This window comes from Ralstonia sp. 25C, assembly GCF_051904805.1.
Taxonomy (GTDB): domain Bacteria; phylum Pseudomonadota; class Gammaproteobacteria; order Burkholderiales; family Burkholderiaceae; genus Ralstonia.
On the sequence record NZ_CP196737.1, the window covers coordinates 1,323,849 to 1,342,275 of the forward strand.

At 64.6% G+C, this 18,427-nt stretch carries 20 protein-coding genes; 11 read left to right on the forward strand and 9 right to left on the reverse strand.

Annotation, left to right across the window (positions count from 1 at the left end; genetic code table 11):
- Positions 1 to 15 precede the first annotated feature (15 nt).
- Positions 16 to 516, forward strand: coding sequence for a CinA family protein (locus ACS7SF_RS06150; protein WP_439892162.1), 501 nt, complete (start codon positions 16 to 18; stop codon positions 514 to 516).
- A 1-nt stretch (position 517) separates the two neighbouring features.
- Here the strand turns inward: ACS7SF_RS06150 and ACS7SF_RS06155 are convergent, their stop codons facing one another.
- Both ACS7SF_RS06155 and pyrF read right to left on the reverse strand, forming a co-directional pair.
- Complete coding sequence (locus tag ACS7SF_RS06155) at positions 518 to 736, reverse strand: metal transporter (protein WP_439892163.1); 219 nt, start codon at positions 734 to 736, stop codon at positions 518 to 520.
- Positions 737 to 776: 40 nt separating this feature from the next.
- The gene (pyrF, locus tag ACS7SF_RS06160; protein ID WP_439892164.1) at positions 777 to 1,592 is read right to left on the reverse strand and encodes an orotidine-5'-phosphate decarboxylase; all 816 of its coding nucleotides are present in this window, start codon (positions 1,590 to 1,592) and stop codon (positions 777 to 779) included.
- Positions 1,593 to 1,808: 216 nt separating this feature from the next.
- On the opposite strand from pyrF, the gene corA reads away from it, so the two are divergent.
- A complete protein-coding gene (corA, locus tag ACS7SF_RS06165; protein ID WP_439892165.1) occupies positions 1,809 to 2,771 on the forward strand; it encodes a magnesium/cobalt transporter CorA in 963 nt (320 codons plus the stop codon).
- 13 nt (positions 2,772 to 2,784) lie between these two features.
- Here corA and mtgA read toward each other — a convergent pair whose 3' ends face one another.
- From mtgA to mpl, 7 genes are all read right to left on the reverse strand, one after another.
- Complete coding sequence (mtgA, locus tag ACS7SF_RS06170; RefSeq protein WP_439892166.1) at positions 2,785 to 3,489, reverse strand: monofunctional biosynthetic peptidoglycan transglycosylase; 705 nt, start codon at positions 3,487 to 3,489, stop codon at positions 2,785 to 2,787.
- Positions 3,490 to 3,508: 19 nt separating this feature from the next.
- Positions 3,509 to 4,426, reverse strand: coding sequence for a shikimate dehydrogenase (gene aroE, locus ACS7SF_RS06175; protein WP_426395015.1), 918 nt, complete (start codon positions 4,424 to 4,426; stop codon positions 3,509 to 3,511).
- An 11-nt stretch (positions 4,427 to 4,437) separates the two neighbouring features.
- On the reverse strand, positions 4,438 to 5,352 hold the full coding sequence (locus tag ACS7SF_RS06180; protein WP_439892167.1) for an energy transducer TonB family protein: 915 nt from the start codon (positions 5,350 to 5,352) through the stop codon (positions 4,438 to 4,440).
- Between the two features lie 53 nt (positions 5,353 to 5,405).
- A complete protein-coding gene (locus ACS7SF_RS06185) occupies positions 5,406 to 7,529 on the reverse strand; it encodes a ribonuclease catalytic domain-containing protein (protein WP_439892168.1) in 2,124 nt (707 codons plus the stop codon).
- A gap of 154 nt (positions 7,530 to 7,683) precedes the next feature.
- Entirely contained in the window at positions 7,684 to 8,262 is a 579-nt protein-coding gene (locus tag ACS7SF_RS06190) for a chorismate--pyruvate lyase family protein (RefSeq protein ID WP_439892169.1), read from the reverse strand.
- The gene (locus ACS7SF_RS06195; protein WP_439892170.1) at positions 8,259 to 8,885 is read right to left on the reverse strand and encodes a YqiA/YcfP family alpha/beta fold hydrolase; all 627 of its coding nucleotides are present in this window, start codon (positions 8,883 to 8,885) and stop codon (positions 8,259 to 8,261) included. The genes ACS7SF_RS06190 and ACS7SF_RS06195 overlap by 4 nt, the downstream gene beginning before the upstream one ends.
- A 7-nt stretch (positions 8,886 to 8,892) precedes the next feature.
- Positions 8,893 to 10,266 (reverse strand): UDP-N-acetylmuramate:L-alanyl-gamma-D-glutamyl-meso-diaminopimelate ligase, encoded by a 1,374-nt coding sequence (mpl, locus tag ACS7SF_RS06200; RefSeq protein ID WP_439892171.1) that lies wholly within the window; start codon positions 10,264 to 10,266, stop codon positions 8,893 to 8,895.
- 78 nt (positions 10,267 to 10,344) lie between these two features.
- On the opposite strand from mpl, the gene ACS7SF_RS06205 reads away from it, so the two are divergent.
- The 9 genes from ACS7SF_RS06205 (at position 10,345) to ACS7SF_RS06245 (ending at position 18,424) form a co-directional block, all read left to right on the forward strand.
- Complete coding sequence (locus ACS7SF_RS06205; protein WP_439892172.1) at positions 10,345 to 11,028, forward strand: UDP-N-acetylmuramate--alanine ligase; 684 nt, start codon at positions 10,345 to 10,347, stop codon at positions 11,026 to 11,028.
- A gap of 62 nt (positions 11,029 to 11,090) precedes the next feature.
- The gene (locus ACS7SF_RS06210; RefSeq protein ID WP_439892173.1) at positions 11,091 to 11,615 is read left to right on the forward strand and encodes a TlpA family protein disulfide reductase; all 525 of its coding nucleotides are present in this window, start codon (positions 11,091 to 11,093) and stop codon (positions 11,613 to 11,615) included.
- 182 nt (positions 11,616 to 11,797) lie between these two features.
- Entirely contained in the window at positions 11,798 to 12,277 is a 480-nt protein-coding gene (gene aroQ, locus ACS7SF_RS06215) for a type II 3-dehydroquinate dehydratase (protein WP_439892174.1), read from the forward strand.
- 146 nt (positions 12,278 to 12,423) lie between these two features.
- Positions 12,424 to 12,891 (forward strand): acetyl-CoA carboxylase biotin carboxyl carrier protein, encoded by a 468-nt coding sequence (gene accB / locus ACS7SF_RS06220; RefSeq protein WP_439892175.1) that lies wholly within the window; start codon positions 12,424 to 12,426, stop codon positions 12,889 to 12,891.
- Between the two features lie 138 nt (positions 12,892 to 13,029).
- Positions 13,030 to 14,397: an acetyl-CoA carboxylase biotin carboxylase subunit gene (accC, locus tag ACS7SF_RS06225; protein ID WP_439892176.1), complete on the forward strand. Its 1,368-nt coding sequence runs from the start codon at positions 13,030 to 13,032 to the stop codon at positions 14,395 to 14,397.
- Positions 14,394 to 15,290: a 50S ribosomal protein L11 methyltransferase gene (gene prmA, locus ACS7SF_RS06230; protein ID WP_439892177.1), complete on the forward strand. Its 897-nt coding sequence runs from the start codon at positions 14,394 to 14,396 to the stop codon at positions 15,288 to 15,290. The genes accC and prmA overlap by 4 nt, the downstream gene beginning before the upstream one ends.
- Before the next feature lie 96 nt (positions 15,291 to 15,386).
- Positions 15,387 to 16,841 (forward strand): DUF3426 domain-containing protein, encoded by a 1,455-nt coding sequence (locus ACS7SF_RS06235; protein ID WP_439892178.1) that lies wholly within the window; start codon positions 15,387 to 15,389, stop codon positions 16,839 to 16,841.
- A gap of 51 nt (positions 16,842 to 16,892) precedes the next feature.
- Positions 16,893 to 17,393 (forward strand): thiol peroxidase, encoded by a 501-nt coding sequence (gene tpx, locus ACS7SF_RS06240; protein ID WP_439892179.1) that lies wholly within the window; start codon positions 16,893 to 16,895, stop codon positions 17,391 to 17,393.
- Positions 17,394 to 17,488: 95 nt separating this feature from the next.
- Positions 17,489 to 18,424: a carbohydrate kinase family protein gene (locus ACS7SF_RS06245; RefSeq protein WP_439892180.1), complete on the forward strand. Its 936-nt coding sequence runs from the start codon at positions 17,489 to 17,491 to the stop codon at positions 18,422 to 18,424.
- The last annotated feature ends 3 nt before the right edge of the window (positions 18,425 to 18,427 follow it).

The following is an 18,427-nucleotide window of genomic DNA, read 5'->3' on the forward strand; positions in this document are numbered from 1 at the left end:
CCGGAAGGTACTGCAATGGCTGAAACCCGCGCCCTGGCTCAATTGGCCGAATTGGTTGGCGACACGCTGCACAAGCGTAGCCTGATGGCGGCGACCGCCGAATCGTGTACCGGCGGGCTGGTATCTGCCGCCATCACCGACGTATCGGGCTCATCTGCGTGGTTCGAGCGCGGCTTTGTCGTGTATTCGAACGAGGCCAAATCGCAGATGCTGGGCGTGCCGGCGGCGCTGATCCGCGAGCACGGCGCGGTGAGCGAGCCGGTGGCGCATGCGATGGCCGAAGGCGCGGTGCTCAACAGCCGCGCACAGGTGGCGGTGGCGATTACCGGCGTGGCGGGCCCCACGGGCGGCACGCCCGACAAGCCCGTCGGCATGGTCTGCTTCGGCTGGAGCAACCGCCTGCAAACCCGCGTGGAAACGCGCCACTTCAAGGGCGACCGCAAACAGGTTCGCCTGCAGGCCGCCGAGCATGCGCTGCGCGGCTTGCTCGACTTTCTGGATACAGCGGAGTCCTGATCTAGATCTCGCTGGGATGGTCCGGCCGGCGGCGATCGTCGTGATCGTGTTCCGGCTGATGTTCGTGGTCGTGCTCGTGACGACGGTCGCGGTCATGATCGCGACGTGTCTTTTCGTGTTCGTGAGTATCGTCGCGCTCTTTCTCGAGCTTGCGGTCCGGGTCCTTGCCGGTTTCCTCACGGTGGGTCCCGGCGGCAGGATGATGCGGGTGCGTGGTCATGGCGTCCTCGCTCTCGCCGCAACCGGACCGACAGCGTCGATCAGTTGCGGAACTGATTGATCTGGTCGCGGGTGGCTTGGGCGACCTTACGGGCAGCATCGGCGAAATCGCTGTCGCTGCTGGCGTACAGGATGGCGCGCGACGAGTTGATCATCATGCCGGTGCCATTGGCGGTGCGGCCAGCGCGCACGGTCGCTTCCACATCGCCGCCCTGTGCGCCGACACCCGGAATCAGCAGCGGCATATCGCCGACAATCTCGCGCACCTTGGCGATCTCTTCCGGGAAGGTCGCGCCCACCACCAGGGCCATCTGGCCGCTGGTGTTCCAGACGTCGCGCGCGCGCTCGGCCACAACCTGGTAGACCGGGCGGCCGCCCGTTTCGAGGAACTGCACATCGCTGCCGCCGGCGTTGGACGTACGGCACAGCACGATCACGCCCTTGTCGGCATGCGCGAGATACGGTTGCATCGAGTCGAAACCCATGTACGGGCTGACCGTAACGGCGTCGGCCTCGTAGCGCTCGAAGGCTTCCTTGGCGTAGTGCTCGGCGGTGGAGCCGATGTCGCCACGCTTGGCATCGAGGATGACCGGGATGCCCGGATACGCCTCGTGGATGTAGCTGATGAGCTGCTCGAGCTGGTCTTCGGCGCGTTGCGAGGCGAAGTAGGCGATTTGCGGCTTGAAGGCGCAGACCAGGTCGGCAGTCGCATCGACAATGGCGCGGCAGAACGAGAAGATCGCCCCGCCCGTGCCAGTCAACGACGCCGGCAGGCGCGCCGGATCGGGGTCGAGCCCGACGCACAGCAGGGAATTGTTGCGCTGCCAGGCGGCAGCCAGTTGTTCGGTGAATCGCATGGTGTTGGGAAGGTGAGGACGCGGCCGGACTGCCGCATGACTTGACCGTATTTTACCCGTCGGGCGACGCGGTGGCGGCCTCTTCGGAAGCGTGGCTTCAGCCCGACGCCCGGCCCGCCGAGGCACGGTTTGTGGCTGAACCTGCCACGCCTTTACGCTACACTCGGCGCGATTTTTCGCCGTGTCCCATTCAACGCATCGCAGCAAGGAAACTCCATGATCAACCTGTTCGTCGTGCAAAAAGGCCGTCTCGCGCAAGAACAGGTCGAAGAACGCAGCGAACTCCTGCAACACAAACCGATCTGGATCGACGTGATCGACCCGGACGACGAGGAGCTGGCGTGGATCAAGGAAACCTACGGCGTCGTGCTCCCGGAACTGGAACAACTGGGGGACTTGGAAGCCTCCGCCCGCTACTTTGAAGGCGAAGACGGCAACATCCACATCCGTACCGACTTCCTGCTCGACGAAGAAACCACCTCGCGCAACGTGCGCGTGGCCTTTGTGCTGACCAAGGATGTGCTGTTCTCCATCCACGACGAAGACCTCCCCGCTTTCCGCCTGGTGCGCATGCGTGCTCGGCTGCGCCCGGGCTCCGTGCGCAATGCGAAGGACGTGCTGATGGACCTGTACGCCACCGACGCGGAATACTCGGCGGACTCCATCGAAGAAGTCTACGAACGCCTGGAAGACGCCAGCAAGCGTGTGTTGGCCGACGAAGTGACGGATGCCGCCGCTGCCGACGTGCTGGAAATCATCGCGCGGGTGGAAGACCTGAACGGCCGCATCCGCCGCAATGTAATGGACACGCGCCGCGCGATCTCATTCCTGTTGCGCAGCCAGTTGCTCTCGACCGATCAGCAGGACGAAGCACGCCAGGTGCTGCGCGACATCGACTCCATCGAGAACCACACGGCGTTCCTGTCGGACAAGGTCAACTTCTTGATGGATGCCACGGTCGGCTTCATCAACATCAACCAGAACAAGATCATCAAGCTGTTCTCGGTGGTGTCGGTAGCGCTGATGCCGCCCACGCTGATCGCGTCGATCTACGGCATGAACTTCAAGGTGATGCCGGAGTTGGACTGGGCCCAAGGCTACCCGTATGCGATCGTGATGATGATCGTGTCGGCGGCGATTCCGCTGGTGTATTTCCGGCGCAAGGGCTGGCTCAAGTAAGCGCCGGACCGGATCAGTCCGGCAGCGTGGCGGAGCCCATCCGGTTGGCGATCACAGTGGCCTTGCGCGTGAAGTTGACGTGCACATTGGCGCAATAGCTCTTCTTATCGAAGCACTTGGGCGCGGGCAGCGCTGCTGCCAGTCGCGCAGCCTGCCCCACCGTCAACTGCGAAGCCGGGCGCTTGAAGTAATGCTGCGCGGCGGCTTCTGCGCCGAACACGCCTTCGCCCCACTCCACCGAATTCAGATAGATCTCGAGAATGCGCTCCTTGTCGAGCCAGAACTCGAGCATCCAGGTGATGACGAGCTCTTCGCCCTTGCGCAGGTAGTGCCGCTCGCCCGAGAGGAACAGGTTCTTGGCCAACTGCTGCGTGATGGTGGAACCCCCGGCGACCACGTGACCGCGCTTTTTGTTCTTCTCCCATGCATCGAGCATGGCATCGACTTCCCAGCCGCTGTGCGAGACGAAGTCGGCATCTTCACTGGCGATGACGGCGCGTTTGAGGTTGCGCGAGATCTGGTCGTACCCGACCCAGCGATGATCGATCTTGCAGGTGAAGACGTTGGCGCCGCACAGGCGCATGCGCTCGGCGCGCATGAATGCCGTGGAGGACGGCGCGAACACCTGCCAACTGGCGATGGCCGCAAAGAAGTACAGGTTGAGCGCGACCACGCCTGCCACGAAGCAGCCGATCACATAGCCGAGCCAACGCATCATGGGGGGACGCTGCTCTTGTTCAGCGCTGGGCGCGCGCGGCGACCGCGGCTTCGCCCTGCAGCCCTTCACGCATGGCGAGCAGCACGGGCGCCGTGTTCGGACGCACCCCGCGCCAGACGAAGAACGATTCCGCCGCCTGCTCCACCAGCATGCCGAGGCCATCCCAGGCACGCGCGCCATTGCGCTTGGCGAATTCCATGAACACCGTTGGCCGCGAGCCGTACATCATGTCGTAGGCCAAGGCGTTGGGGCCGAACGCCGTGGAGGGAATCGGCGGCACCACGGCCTGCAGACTGCCCGCCGTGGCGTTGATGATGACGTCAAACACGTCATCCACGGCAAGCTCGTCGTAGCCGCCACCCACCAGTTCGACCTCGTGCAGCTTGGCGGAGACCTCGAAGCGATCGACCAGCTTGTTCGCGCGATCGGCCGTGCGGTTGGCAACGAACACGCGCGCCGGCTTGTGTTCCAGCAGCGGCAGCAACACGCCACGGGCCGCACCGCCCGCACCCAACAGGAGCACGCGCTCGCCTTGCAGCGCATTGCCGATGTTGTGCGTGATGTCGCGCATCAGGCCGACGCCGTCGGTGTTGTCGCCAAAGATTTCGTCACCGTCAAACTTAAGCGTGTTGACCGCGCCAGCCGATTCGGCCCGTAGCGACAGCGAAGTCGACATCGCATACGCATCGAGCTTGAACGGCACCGTCACGTTGAGCCCACGCCCGCCTTCGCGCACGAAGGTCAGCACGGTTTCTTCAAACGCGATCAGCTCGGCGTAGATGCGGTCGTAGCGGATGAGCTGCTCGGTCTGCTGGGCAAACGCGGCATGGATGGTGGGCGATTTGCTATGCGAGATCGGGTTGCCGATCACGCCATAGCGATCTGTGGGGGGCGCACTCGCGGCAGCGAGGATGGCCTCTTGAAACGACGACGGCATAAACAACGACCTCAGCGGGTCTGCAGGTGAGTTTCCAGGCCTGCGCGGGTGAACTTGAACGTTGCGACGACATCCTGAATGTCGACGCGCTTGCGCATCTCCGCAGGGAAGGGGCCGAACGGCGCGGAAGACCGCACGATCGCCACGGCCTGGCGATCCAGCGCCGGATTGCCGGAACTCTTGGCCACTTCAATGCCTTCGATCTTGTAGCCGTCCTGGTTGTAACCAAGCTGGCCCTCACGACTGATGCTGATGACGAGGATCAACTCGCCGTACAGCGGGTGGCCGTTCTGGCTGGGGAAATTGGCGGTGCCGCGCGTTTCGATCTTGCGGCGCACGGCGTCGTAATAGCGGGCGTAGTCCACCTGGCGGGCGCTGGCGGCGGTCAGCACGTTGCGGCGCGGGCGCTTGGCGTAGTTCTCGAGGTTGCGGTCGATCTCGGCCTGCAGGCGGGCGATTTCATCCTGTGTGGTGCGGTCGTCCGTGCCGTTGGTGGGCGACGGTTGCGGGCGCTCGCCCGGCTTGACCTGGCGATCATTGACCAGCGGCGCGCGGTCTTTCGACTGCGTGAGCAGGCGGCGCTGCTCCTGTTCGAGATACTCGAGGCGGCGCTGCGTGAGCTTGATGGAATCGCCGGTCTGCTCGTTCGTATCCGCCGGCAGGGGTGTGGTGGCGCGCTGTTGGTCGTACTCGCCGCCCCCATTCAGGTTGACCTGCGCCACGGCCGTCGCCTTGGACGGCGCAGTGGAGGACTTGGCATTGACCAGCACCACGTCCAGCCCGGGATCATCGCGCTTGATGTCGAACGCCTCGGGCGCCACCACGCGCACGAACAGCAGCAGCACATGCACGGCCAGTGACACCACTAGCGCCTTGGTAAGCGTGCTGCTGCCGGACCAGTCCGGACGGTTTGCGAGGGCGGCCATGGGGGTCGGTTCCTGGGGCGATGCGCGAGATAACGGTCAGACTGCGATTGTAGTTAGGCAGCGGCGGGCGTTCCACCGCTCTCGTCGCCCTGCGGCGGCGGCGCCACAGCAGAATCAGGAACAGCGGCGGCTTCCGCACGGGCCTCTTCCCCGTCGGCAGCCGGTTGTGGCTCGGCCGGCGCATCGGACGCGTCGGCTTCCGCCTCAGCCAGTTCCGCTTCGATGGCCTCGGCTTCTGCCTGGGCATCGGCTGCGGGCGCGAGGATTTCCACCACGCGGCACGACACTTCCAGGCCGATCTCGTCCGTGTCCAGAATATCGAGCACGACGTGTGTGCCACGCGGTGTCTGCGCCAACTCCTGCACCTTCGTCACCAGCGGAATCTCGGCGAAGCGCACAGCGCCGTCCTTAAGCACCACGGCCTGCATGCGCGTGCGATTTTCCTGCTTCAGCCAGCGCAGGCACCAGTAGCGCTCCATGGTCAACTGGTGCTCGGCATAGGCGGCGTAGGTGGCTTCAAAGTCGGCCACGGCGGCCAGCAGATCGGCGTCTTTCGGCTTGAACGGGGCGACCAGCTTGGCGGTCACGCCATGCTGTGCCACGGCAGCGATCTGCCATTGGTTGACCAGGTTGACATAGCGGCGCAGCGGCGACGTGCTCCACGCGTATTGCGCCACGCCCAGCCCTTCATGCGGCGCCGGATACGTCTGCATGCGCGTGCGGTGCATGCCCCACGCCTTCTGCGTGCGGTAGATGCCCGGCACACCGGCGTCGGCCAGCATGCGGCCCCACGTGCTGTTGGCCAGGATCATCATCTCGGCGACGATCTTGTCCAGCGGCGAGCCACGCTTGCGCTGCTCAATGCGGACGCGCTCAGTTGCGTCACCCTCGCCACGGTCGGCCTCGGGAATCGGGTCGATGTAGAACGAGTAGTCGCCCTTCTGCGCGCCTTCGGGTTTCAGACCGCTGGCAATACGGGCCTGCTGGCGGCCGTCGTACAACGCGCACGCAAACGGCCACAGCACCGCCAGTTCGGCCTTGAACGGGTACTCGCCCGAGCCGTCGGCCAGTGCCTCGGCAGTGATCACGTCGTCGAGCAGGTTGTGGCGCAGGTTGGCCGCCACTGTCACGGATTCGCAGCGCGTTTCGCTGGCCGTGACCGTCCACGTGGCGCGGTCCACCGTCGCGTACAGCGACAGCGCCGGGCATGCGCGCCCTTCCTGGAGCGTGTACCGATCGACCACCGACTCCGGCAGCATCGTGATCTTGTCGCCGGGAAAGTACACCGTCGACAGACGTTGGCGAGCAATGGCGTCCAACGCATCGCCACGCTGAATGCCAAAGCCGGGCGCCGCAATATGGATGCCGATGCGCACGGTGGCATCGTCGATGGGCGTGACGGAGATGGCGTCGTCGATTTCCGTGGTGGTGACGTCATCGATGGAGAACGCCTGCACATCCGCCGCCGGCAATGCCAGCGTGGGTTCCGGCACGGTCACGTCGGGGAAGCCGGTGCCCTTGGGGAAGCACTCCGAGAGGAAGCGCGCCTCGTGCAGGGCGCGCGCATTGGCGACGCCGCCAACCGCCACCATCAGCCGCATCGGCGACAGGCCGAGTGCCGTGCATGCCGCGTCGAGCGCCTTGTACTCGAGGCTGTTCTTGTCCGGTTTGAACAACAGTTGCAGGGTCTTGCCGCGGAACGCCTCAGGCAGGCGCATCGCCTTCAGCTCAGCTTCGTACTCGGCTTGCAGGGCGGCCTGCTGCTTCTTGCGTTCCAGCCCGGCCAGCGCAGCCTTCAGCTGATCTTCCGGCGCGCGCTGGTAGCGGCCGCGTCCTTTGCGGCGGAAGTAAACGGGCGAGCCGTGCAACGCCATCGCGAGCGCGGCTTGTTGGGTGGCGTCCGCACCGGCGCCAAAGTATTCGCCCGCCAGATCGGTAAAGCCAAACTCATCGGCGGGTGCGCATTCCCAGAGGAAATCCAGGTCGATGTCCGCCGACAGCACCTGCGCAGCCTTCGACAGCTCGCCGGCCGAGGGTTGGTTGAACTGCAGCAACACATCGCGCGACTTGACCTTGGTGCGCTTGGCGCTCGGCAATTCAACCTGATAGGCCTCGCCCTGCTGGGACAACACGGTGCCCGCGCGGATCTCGCCGCCTTCTTCAAACAGCAACTGCATGGATTTGTCTGGATGGCGGCGCCCACACGACAGCGCGCCGCTTTGAATGAGGTGAATAAGCCGCCTGTTCGGGCACCGAAGGCCCTGCGCGCGGCGACAAAAAGTTGGGGGCGATGATACCGCACTGGCCGGCCGCCCGGCCCGCGAAATACGCTTACTGGGGCGGGTGAAAATCCGCCAATGCCGGCAGGAAAACCTCGGTCACCAGCATTGCGCTGGCCCCGCGCCGGAACACCGAGCGGCGAGCGGGCAGCCGCTCTGTGCGCGTCATCGGCACATCGCCCAACGCAGCGTGCCCGCGGCGGACCAGCGGGTGGCGCGCATCCAACAGCGCAAACTCGAATCTGCTCCGCTTGACACGCGGATCGGCAAAGAGGGAATGCCCCAGCGGCTGGGTCCCTAACGCCTTCAGGAATGGCCAGTCCAGCGCCACGCTGCGCGGGTGCACGATGGTGTGCGCATACACCACGGGAATGTCGTCGCAAATCAGCAAAACTTCGCGAACGAGTGTTTCCGCCGGGCCCACCATGCCAAGGCAACGCCACTCATCGCGCAATGGCATCGCCCGATGCTGGCCGAGCAGTTGCACGTGGAAACTCGACGACGCGGCGCGCAAGCGTGCAGTCAGGGAATCGGCGCCCACCGCCCAGCGCGCCCAATGCCGGCCGTAGACGACGGCAGGGGGCAACGCGCTGCGCCACAAGCTGCGCGGATACGACGGGGATTCCGTCATGCCGCGCTATCGAACGGATGCGCGGCCAGCAAATCGGCAGGAACGCCACAGAAGACGAGCACTTCGTCCATGTACTGGGCGAAATCGCTGATGCCGTGATCGCTGCCCTCGATCAGCCTGGTCGTGGCGCCGGGGAAGTGCGTGAGCATTTCGCGGTAGTCGAGCACCTCGTCGCCGGTGGCGGCAAGGAGGTAGTAGCGCTCAGGTTGCGAGATGGCGGGCACAGCCAGCGCCCGGAGTTCATCCAAATGGTGAGGCTCGACGCGGATGGTGCCGCCGCCGTGCCAAAGCGGCTGTTCGCCCACGTACTTGGCGAGATCGCGCTCGGGCCGCGTCGCCGGGTTCAGCATCGCGGCACGCAAGCCGTGGCGCTCTGCCAACCATGTGGCGTAAAAGCCACCCAGTGAAGAGCCAATCAACACCGGCTTGGCGCCGTCCCGCGTACTTACCTCAGCGAGCAAGGCCTCGACTTCTACGATTGCTTCGCGCGGCGAGACTGGCAGCATCGGACACACATACCGGTCCGCCAATCCGATGGACGCCATGCGCTTGCCCAGCAACTGGGCCTTGAATGAGCGCGGCGACGAGCGGAATCCGTGCAGATAGACGATGGAGGCCGGCATATCGCAGTCAGTTGGCCGTACCGAGCGCGTCGAGCAGCTTTTGATGCACGCCGCCGAACCCGCCGTTGCTCATGACTAGCACGTGGTCGCCCGGGCGCGCAGCAGCCGTCACCGCATCGACCAAGGCTGTCAGATCCGAAAACGCCGTGGCGCGGTCGCCCAACGGCGCGAGTGCACCGGCCAGATCCCAGCCGATGGCGTCGCGCCCGTTGGCGGCGCCATAAGCGAACACCTGATCGGCACCCGACAGGCTGTCGGGAAGCGCTTGCTTCATCACACCCAGCTTCATCGTATTGGAGCGCGGCTCCAGCACAGCCAGGATGCGGCCGGAACCGACACGGCGGCGCAAGCCTTCGATCGTCGTGCGAATGGCCGTGGGGTGGTGGGCAAAATCGTCGTAGACAGTGATGCCGTTGACCGTGCCGCGCACTTCCATGCGGCGTTTCACATTTTCGAAACGGGCGAGGCTTTCAATGGCCTGCGCAGGCGGCACCCCTACGTGACGGACGGCGGCGATGGCAGCCAGCGCGTTCATTCGGTTGTGGTCACCCTGGAGCGCCCAGCGTACCCGGCCCTGCGTTTGGCCGTTGAAGACGACTTCAAAGCTATCATCGTGGCCCAGATTGGCGATCTCCCAGCCGGGGTCGCCTTCCGCCCCGAACTCCTCGACTTCTGACCAGTATCCACGCTCAAGTACGCGCTTCAGGCTGTCTTCGCGCCCATTGACCAGCAGGCGCCCTTGGCCGGGCACAGTCCGCACGAGATGATGGAATTGCGTTTCGATCGCAGCAAGATCCGGGAAGATGTCCGCGTGATCGAATTCGAGATTGTTGAGAATGGCGGTACGGGGGCGATAGTGGACAAACTTGCTGCGCTTGTCGAAGAACGCGGTGTCGTACTCGTCGGCCTCGATGACGAAGAAGTCGGAGTCCGTCAGCCGTGCCGAGAGCCCGAAGTTGCGCGGCACGCCGCCCACCAGAAAACCGGGGTTGTAGCCGGCGTCCTGCAGAATCCAGGCGAGCATCGACGTGGTAGTCGTCTTGCCATGCGTACCTGCCACGGCAAGCACCCACTTCTGGCGCAGGACGTTATCGCCCAGCCATTGCGGGCCCGAAATGTAGGGCAGATTGCGATCCAGGATGGCTTCCATCAGCGGGTTGCCGCGCGAGATCACGTTGCCGATCACGTACAGATCCGCACCGATCGAGAGCTGTTCGGGGTCGAAACCCTCAATCAGTTCGATGCCCTGGGCTTCGAGCTGGGTGCTCATCGGGGGGTAGACGTTGGCGTCGCAGCCGGTCACCCGGTGACCAGCCTGGCGGGCGATCAGGGCAATGCCGCCCATGAAGGTGCCGCAGATTCCAAGGATGTGGATATGCATGGGAGCCATCTCAACTTCGTTGCGCGGCATTGTACCTGCCGCTTCAGGCCGGCTTGCGCGCTTCAGTAAAATAGAGCCATGTCCAGACGCCCCACCCTCGATCCCGCCCGCGTGCGGGAGGAAATCGCCGCCGTCGCCGCCCGCATGATCGCGGAGGATGGTGCCGATTACGCCACCGCCAAGCGCAAGGCCGCGCGCCAGGTCCTCGGCACGGAAGCGCGCGCCGCCGGCGAGTGGCTGCCCGATAACGAGCAGGTCGAAACGGAAGTCCGCGAATACCAGGCGCTGTTCCAGGCCCAATCGCAGCCGCGCGTGCTGGCGCTGCTGCGCCGCATCGCCCTGGTGCTGATGGACGGGCTGGAGACGTATCATCCCTACTTGGCCGGCGCCGTGTTCAACGGCACCGCCAGCGAGCACTCCGACATCCACCTGCAAGTCTTCTGCGACAGCCCGAAGGACGTGGCGATCTTCCTGCTGAATGCCGGCGTGGATTTCGACACCACCGAAAGCGCCCATTTTGCGAGCCGCGCGGGTCGCGAAGAGGTGGAAACCCTCAGTTTTCTATGGCGCGGCCAATGGCCTGGGGGCCCCGAGTCGCGGGAACTGGCCCGTGCGTTGCGCGCGGAAACCGGCACACCGGTCGGCGTCCACATCGCCCTGTACGACATGAACGACGTGCGGGGTGCCCGACGCGCCGATGCCAGCGGCAAGACGCAACGCGGGGACGCCACGGCGGTGCGCGCCCTCCTTTCGGCGGGGTAGCCAGCCGACAGGAGTACAATCCCGCACGCTTCGCCTCTGTCTATATATAGAGACCGCACACCATGTCCCGCCGCACCACCCTGATTGCCCTGCTGATCGCCGGCCTGGTTGCCGCGGCGCTGGGCGTCTACGCTGGGCATCGCACCACGGCGCCGAAAACACCTGCCGACAACGCCGTCGCCGCGTTTTACGGCAGCAAGCTTCCCGATGCCAACGGCACGCCACTGGATCTGGCAGCCTTTCGAGGCCAAGCCGTGGTGATTAACTTTTGGGCACCATGGTGCGGTCCTTGCGTAGAAGAGATGCCGGAACTGTCGGCTTTGGCCCAGGAGCAAAAGGCCAAGGTAAAGTTTGTCGGCATCGGCATCGATACCGCCGCCAATATTCAGACGTTCCTGAACAAGGTGCCGGTCACGTACCCGATAGCGGTGGCGGGCTTTGGTGGCACCGAACTGGGGCGTCAGTTTGGCAACGAAGTGGGTGGCCTGCCCTTTACCGTGATCCTCAACGCACACGGCGAGATCACCTTCCGAAAGATGGGCCGGGTGCATGCTGAGGAACTGCGGGACGCGCTGCAACGCACGTGAAGGTTCAAAAACGTCATATGTCGGGCATGTGCGCGCAAATCCCCTTCTTCTTGCGCAAAACACCGAGCGGCGACGGCAACATCGGCGAAAACACCGGCTCTTCGATAGTTTTTTAGCAAAAACTAGACAAAGCATTCTAAGTTGCTGTAAATTGCGCCCAACTTCGCTCAACCCGTCAAATCGTGGCTGACAAACCGAACGACAAAGCGCCTCGCAACGTGCTCGTCCTGCACGGCCCGAACCTCAACCTGCTCGGTACACGCGAGCCGGAAGTCTATGGCGCGACCACGCTGGCCGACATCAATGCCGCCTTGGTCGAACGTGCCCAAACGCGTGGTGTCACGCTGACGCACTTTCAGTCCAACCACGAAGGCGCGTTGGTCGATCGCATCCACGCAGCCAAGGGCGAAGGCGTCGAATTCATCATCATCAACCCGGCGGCCTACACGCACACAAGCGTGGCCTTGCGCGATGCGCTGGCCGGGGTGGCGATTCCGTACATTGAAGTCCATCTGTCCAACGTGCACCGCCGGGAGCCGTTCCGCCACCATTCGTATCTGGCGGACCAGGCAGTAGGCGTGATCTGTGGGCTGGGTTGGCGCGGCTATCTGGCTGCACTGGACTACTGCATCGACCAAAGCAACGATCAACGCGGCGGCTAGCCAGCCGTCTTCTTCCCTTTTATTTCAATCACTTAACCAACGCAACGACGCCAGCGCCTGGAGCGCTCTGACTTTACGATGCGTGGCTGAAGAGCCATTCGCGCGCATTGCTCGCCCCAGACCGCCGACGCTGCAGGAGAACGTTCATGGATTTGCGCAAGCTGAAAACGCTGATCGACCTGGTGGCCGAATCGGGCATTTCGGAACTCGAAGTGACCGAAGGCGAAGGCAAGGTCCGCATCGTCAAGTCGGCACCGCAGCAAGTGATGGCACCGATGCAATACGCGCCGATGCCGATGCAGGCTGCACCCGCTGTGGGCGTGCCCGCCGCCGCTCCGGCTGCCGTCAGCGCTGAAGCTGCCGCTCCGGCCCTGCCGGCTGGTCACATCGTGACCTCGCCGATGGTCGGTACGTTCTACCGCTCGCCGTCGCCGGGCGCCGCCGAGTTCGTCAAGGTGGGCGACACCGTCAAGGAAGGCCAGACCATCTGCATCATCGAAGCGATGAAGCTGCTCAACGAGATCGAAGCGGACAAGGCTGGCGTCATCAAGGAAATCCTGATCGACAACGGCCAGGCTGTGGAATACGGCCAACCGCTGTTCGTGATCGGCTGATCTTCCGGCATCTGACCCTCATCGTGCGGCGCCCAGCGCGCCGCATCCGAGCGCGAGTTGACGCAACCGAGTGCACAGGTCCGTTGAGAACGGCCTAGCCACAGCGCCCTCGCCTCCCCTTTTTGTAGCGAGAACACGATGTTCGACAAGATCCTGATTGCGAACCGCGGCGAGATCGCGCTTCGCATCCAGCGCGCCTGCCGCGAACTCGGCATCAAGACCGTGGTGGTCTATTCCGAGGCGGACAAGGAAGCCAAATACGTCAAGCTGGCCGACGAAGCCGTGTGTATCGGCCCGGCACCGTCGCCGCTGTCGTACCTGAACATGCCGGCCATCATCTCGGCGGCTGAAGTGACCGACGCCCAAGCGATCCACCCCGGCTACGGCTTCCTGTCGGAAAACGCCGACTTTGCCGAGCGCGTGGAGCAATCCGGCTTCACCTTCATCGGCCCGACGCCCGAATCGATTCGCCTGATGGGCGACAAGGTGTCGGCCAAGCAGGCCATGATCAAGTCCGGCGTGCCGTGTGTGCCGGGCTCGGATGGCGCCCTGCCCGATGATCCGAAGGAAATCCTGGCAACGGCCAAGAAGGTCGGCTATCCGGTCATCATCAAGGCCGCCGGTGGTGGTGGTGGCCGCGGCATGCGCGTGGTGCACACCGAGGCTGCGCTGATCAACGCCGTCAACATGACGCGCGAAGAAGCCGGCCGTGCCTTCGGCAACCCCGAGGTCTACATGGAGAAGTTCCTGGAGCATCCGCGTCACGTGGAGATCCAGATCCTCGCCGACCAACACCGCAATGCCATCTGGCTTGGCGAGCGCGATTGCTCCATGCAGCGCCGTCACCAGAAGGTGATCGAGGAAGCGCCGGCACCGCACATCGCACGCCGCTTGATCGAGCGCATTGGTGACCGCTGCGCCGACGCCTGCAAGAAGATCGGCTACCGTGGCGCCGGCACGTTCGAGTTCCTGTACGAGAACGGCGAGTTCTATTTCATCGAAATGAACACGCGCGTGCAGGTCGAACACCCGGTCACGGAAATGATCACCGGTGTCGACATCGTGCAAGAGCAGATCCGCGTGGCGGCCGGCGAAAAGCTGCGCTTCCGCCAGAAGGACATCACGCTCAAGGGCCACGCCATCGAGTGCCGCATCAACGCGGAAGATCCGTTCAAGTTCACGCCGTCGCCGGGCCGCATCACGTCGTGGCACGTGCCGGGCGGCCCGGGCGTCCGTGTCGATTCGCACGCCTACAACGGCTACTTCGTGCCGCCCAACTACGACTCGATGATCGGCAAGGTCATCACGTACGGCGCCACGCGTGAGCAGGCGATTGCCCGCATGCGCATCGCCCTGTCGGAAATGGTGGTGGAAGGCATCTCGACCAACGTGCCGCTGCACCGCGATCTGATGCTCGACGCCAACTTCGTCGAAGGCGGCACCGACATCCACTACCTGGAGCACCGTCTGGCGCAACAGGAAGTGGCCAAGGGTGGCGGCAAGTGACGTACCGCGAATGCGTACTTGAGGTGTCTCGCGACGACGCGGAAGCGTTGTCCGAGGCACTGTTTGATCTCGGCGCACTGTCGGTTTCGGTGGAAGACGCCGATGCCGACACGCCGGAAGAACAACCGCTCTTCGGCGAGCCCGGCCACGAGCCGACCCGCCTGGCGTGGAACCGTTCGCGCGTGGTCGCGCTGCTGGCCGACGATGCCGATCCGGCACTGCTGGTGGCAGCCGCAGCCAACGAGATCAAGCTCTCGCCCATCCCTGCGTACACCGTGCGCGAAGTCGAAGAGCAGGACTGGGTGCGCGTGACGCAATCGCAGTTCGAGCCGATCCACATCGGCGAGCACATCTGGGTCGTGCCCTCGTGGCACGATGCGCCTGAACCCGACGCCGTGGTGCTGGAGCTGGACCCCGGCCTCGCCTTCGGCACCGGCAGCCACCCGACCACGCGCCTGTGCATGGAATGGCTGGAGCAGCACGTTCAGCCCGGCGAACGTACGCTCGACTACGGCTGCGGCTCAGGCATCCTGGCCATCGTCGCCAAGAAGCTCGGTGCCGGTGAAACCGTCGGCGTCGATATCGACCCGAACGCCGTGGAAGCGTCGCGCTACAACGCCGAGCGCAACCATGTTGAAGCCACCTTCGCCCTGCCCGACGATGCGCCGGAAGGTACGTTCGATCTGGTCGTCGCCAACATCCTGTCGAACCCGCTCAAGCTGATGTCGGCCATGCTGTGCGCACGCGTGCGCCCGGGCGGCCGGCTAATTCTGTCGGGCGTGCTGGAGCGCCAGGCGGAGGAAGTTGCCGCCGCCTATGCATCGGCCATTCCGCTCACGGTGTGGCGTGCACGTGACGGCTGGGTCTGCCTGCACGGTGTGAAGCCCGCGTAATTTCGCGAGATTGCGTGCCAGCGTCACCTGCAAAGGTCGACGCTGGCGTCACTGTCTGCAATACTCGCGCGGTCGGCTTTCTTCTCCTCGTCTCGCATGGCAACTGCGCCACAAGCTGCGCCACGTTTGGCCGCCCGCTGTCCCAACTGTCAAACCGCATTTCGCGTTGTTGCCGACCAGCTTCGGCTGCGCGGCGGACTCGTCCGTTGCGGGCGCTGCAACCATGTCTTCGATGGCCGCGCGCATCTGATCGAGCTTGGCGCCACACCAGCGCCCGCCGAAACCGCGCCCGCTGCACCGGCACCGCACACGCCGGCCTCAAGCACACCCGCACCCGCGTCGCCCCAGCCACAGCAGGCCGAATCCCCCGCCCCACAAACGGAACCGCCCGCAGCAGAGCCCGCCGCTGAAGACGACCACGGCTTCGGCATGACGCTGATCTGGGAAGAGAACATCGCCGAAGACGGCGTCGCCGAGGTTCACCTGGGCGAAGTGGAAGGCGCGACGCCCATCCCCGACACGCAGCCGACGGCACCCGATACGCGCCCGCTGCCCGAAGCCGCACCCGAAGAACCCGAAGAACCCGAAGAACCCGAGGCACCCGCACCCGCGCCTGAGCCGGTCGCACCTGCCGCAGCGGAACCGCCCGCGCCGCCCGCCGACCCGTTCCACGGCTTACCGCCCATCCGCGAACTCGACGACGACGAAGAGACGTTCGCGGGAGCCGTCCCCAAGCAGCCGTCGGCGGATTTGCCGACCGAACCCGCGATCGTGCCGGCACCCGCGCCCGCGGCAACACGCAAGTCCGAGAACGAAAAGCTCGACTCGGTGTGGATGCGCCACGAGCCCGATCCGCACACGCAGTTTGCGCCGGTGCCGCGCCGCCATGGCAACCAGGTCCGCCGCACGCACGATGAATACGCTGAGGGCACCGGCCCGACGCCGCAGCGCACGCTGACCGGCGCACCGCGTCCACGCAAGGCGCGCGGGCCGAATCACGGTGTCTCTGCGGCCACGCTGGATTTCCTGCGTGCAGCGCAAGCGCGCGAGCAGGTCCGCAAGTCCAGCGGACGCCGCGCCCTCGCACGCGTCGCGATCGGCTTGCTGATCATCACAGCGGTCGCACAGGTGGCGTTTCTCGGCCGTGCGGAAATCGCTCGCCGCGTGCCGGCCACCCGCCCGCTGTGGGAATCGCTCTGCCAGCCGTTGCATTGCCAGCTCGCCCCACCGCGTGACCTCGACGCGCTGCAGATCGAATCGTCGCAACTGCAACGCCAGGAAGGCGACACGTCCGACCAGTACGTGCTGACCGCCACGCTGCGCAACCGTGCCGGCAACCCCGTCGCGCTGCCCGCCATCGAACTCATTACCACCGACCTGCAGGACCAACTGCTGTCGCGCAGAGCCCTGCTGCCGGCCGACTATCTGAACCCGAGCGACCGTGCTTACAGCAAGTCCGGTCTCCCTGCCCGCGGCGAGCTGCCGATTCGGGTACGATTCCAGTCCCAGCGCCCGACGGCCAACTATCGGGTCCTGATTTTCTACCCCTGAGTGGACTCCCAACTCACCCCAACACGTATCAAAACGAAGGAGCAGCACACCATGGCAAACGTGACCCTTGGCGGCAACCCGATCGAAGTCGGCGGCCAATTCCCGAGCGCCGGCGCAAAGGCCCCGGCATTCACGCTGGTCGGCAAGGACCTAAAGGACGTCTCGCTGGCTGACTTTGCCGGCAAGCGCAAGGTCCTGAACATCGTGCCGAGCCTGGACACCCCGGTGTGCGCCACCTCCACGCGCAAGTTCAACGAAGCCGCCGCCAAGCTGGAAAACACGGTCGTGTTCTCCATCTCTGCCGACCTGCCGTTCGCTGCCGGCCGCTTCTGCACCACCGAAGGCATCGAGAATGTCGTGCCGCTGTCGACCTTCCGTGACAAGGGCTTCAAGCAAGCCTACGGCGTCAACATCACCAGCGGCCCGCTGGCCGGCGTGACCGCGCGTGCCGTGGTCGTGCTCGACGGCAACGACAACGTGTTGTATTCCCAGCTCGTGCCCGAGATCAAGGAAGAGCCGAACTACGACGCTGCCCTGGCCGCGCTGAAGTAAGCTGCACCGAGACCCGCCCGTGAGATAGTCCGGGTCTCTCATTCACCACACGGCCGTCCACTGGGGCGGCCGCGTCATATCTGGAGCGCCTCAATATGGCCAGCGTGATCTGCGGCTCGGTTGCCTACGACACCATCATGACGTTCGACGGACACTTCCGCGAACACATCCTGCCCGACAAGATTCATATCCTGAACGTCTCCTTCCTGGTGCCGAGCATGCGCCGGGAGTTCGGCGGCTGCGCAGGCAACATTGCGTACTCGCTCAAGCTGCTGGGCGGCGAGCCCATCATCATGGGCACCGTCGGGCAAGACGCTGGGCCGTACATCGCATACCTGAAGGGGCTCGGCATCTCCACGCAGCACATCACGGAGATTCCCGACACGTTCACGGCGCAAGCCATGATCACGACCGACCGCGACAACAACCAGATCACCGCGTTCCACCCAGGCGCGATGAGCCAGTCAAGCGTCAATTCGGTCAAGAATGCACTGCCGGCCAAGCTGGGCCTGGTCGGCCCCGACAGCCGCGACGGCATGCTGCATCACGCCACACAATTTGCCGAATCGGGCGTGCCGTTCATCTTCGACCTGGGCCAGGCGATGCCGCTGTTTGACGGCGACGACCTGCGCCGCTTCGTTGAACTCGCCAGCTACGTGGTGGTCAATGACTACGAAGCGCAGGTCATGCTGTCACGCACGGGCTACAGTGCGACAGAGCTTGCGCAGCGCGTCGAAGCTTTCATCGTCACGCGCGGGGAAGAAGGGGCGGAGATTCACGCCGGCGGCCAGCAATATAAGATTCCTGTCGTGCCCGCCGAGCGTGTGGTCGACCCGACCGGTTGCGGCGACGCCTTCCGCGGCGGTCTGCTCTACGGCATCGAAAACGGTCTGGACTGGGAAACCACCGGCCGGCTTGCCAGCCTGATGGGCTCGCTTAAAATCGCTTGCCAGGGCCCGCAGAACTACGGCCTGCCCGTGGACGAGATTGCCCGGCGCTTTGAATCCGCTTTCGGGTACCGGTATCAATAAGGA